Annotated in this window: 3 protein-coding genes; all 3 read left to right on the top strand. The window is 40.6% G+C overall.

Translation table 11 applies throughout. The annotated features are described in order from the left end of the window. A partial coding sequence (locus ACFO4O_RS15300) for a hypothetical protein (RefSeq protein WP_382410088.1) occupies positions 1-582 on the top strand: 582 nt, incomplete at its 5' end. Positions 583-592: 10 nt separating this feature from the next. Beyond that, the gene (locus ACFO4O_RS15295) at positions 593-979 is read left to right on the top strand and encodes a hypothetical protein (protein WP_382410090.1); all 387 of its coding nucleotides are present in this window, start codon (positions 593-595) and stop codon (positions 977-979) included. Further along, positions 967-1,303 (top strand): NADAR family protein (locus ACFO4O_RS15290; protein ID WP_382410086.1); only part of this gene is annotated, 337 nt, incomplete at its 3' end. The genes ACFO4O_RS15295 and ACFO4O_RS15290, both read left to right, overlap by 13 nt.

The following is a 1,303-nucleotide window of genomic DNA, read 5'->3' as shown; positions in this document are numbered from 1 at the left end:
GATGTTGCTGGTGAAAATGTAGGTGGAAATGCAATGTCCTTAGGAGCCTTAGCCCCTGAAGGCGGCATTACCCTTCCAAATTCGAGCGTAGATTCAGAAGCAGGAACTAGTAGTACGACTAGTGATATAGCTAGAACGGCTGGAAAGTGGCTTATCAAAATAGGCAAAGGTGGGAATATAGTTCTGATGGCACTGACCCCAACCATGATGGGTGATGGTACATTAGACATAAGCAAGCTAAGAACTTCTGGCGAACAGAAACAAGATTTATGGTTCCATTACACTGACCAAAAAGGTTTTAATGCCATCGTTAATGAGGGATTTACAATACGACCCAACAGCAACGGTGTCGTTTACCTCACTAAATTTGAAATGACCCCCGCGAAAGCGGTTGATAGACTATTTATTGGTGGATGGGGTGATTATAAAAATAAAGGAAACTATGTAATTGCATTTTCAGCCAATCCGGGCACCCCTATAAAACAGGTTCCCCATCACCCATACGAATGGGTTCATCACGGTAAAATGAAACTCGGCTCCGAGATTAAACAAGTTAATTACTCTGGGCAAAATCCGTTTTAGGTTGGATATTATGATTATAAAAAATGAATCAGAACTAATGGCACTTCATCGGGCTATTGTCGAAGCAAAGTTTAAGGAATCACACTTAGACCCCGCCATCCCATATAGCGGAATTCTCTCAGATCTATCAGAGAGAATTGTCACAAGCATTATTCAAAAGCTATCAGATAATGGTGAGGATGAAGAAGCTCAGAGTTGGTCGTCAATTGTAAAGCTTGATAAAAACTGGGATGGCTACGTATATATCCAGAGTTGGATAAAAAAAACTGATAGTTGGACTAGTATGAGTGCAGACGATAAATCCAAGTATATAAAAGTACTGTGCTCCCCATATCAACCTTCAAAGCAGCAAGAAAGTGACCTCATAAAGATGGGTAACGAGCATTGGAAGACGTAATCTATTTTTATACTGTCACTGACAAGTATGGCGAACTGTCTAATTTTGCAAAGCTAGGGTTCGAAGCTGATGGTAAGTACTGGCCGACTGTTGAGCATTACTTTCAAGCAAAAAAGTTTGAGGGACAGACATACGAAAACAAAATAAGACGAGCCCTCACTGCCAAAAACGCGAGAAATATGGGTAGAAGTCGAGAGTACCCCATCAGAAATGACTGGGAAGTAGTAAAAGTAAATGTGATGAGAGATGCGCTAAATCGCAAGTTTCAAAACAACCAAGCTGCCAAAATATTATTATTATCAATAGGGGGTAAAGTGCTTGTTG

The sequence above is a fragment of the Glaciecola siphonariae genome, assembly GCF_042652645.1.
GTDB classification, from domain to species: domain Bacteria; phylum Pseudomonadota; class Gammaproteobacteria; order Enterobacterales; family Alteromonadaceae; genus Glaciecola; species Glaciecola siphonariae.
Note: the sequence above shows the minus strand (reverse complement) of the source record. Positions and strands in the feature narration are given on the sequence as shown.

What these genes read in the sequence shown, in the direction of transcription:
- ACFO4O_RS15295 (WP_382410090.1), top strand. Translation starts at nt 593, where the DNA reads ATGATTATAAAAAATGAATCAGAACTAATGGCACTTCATCGGGCTATT.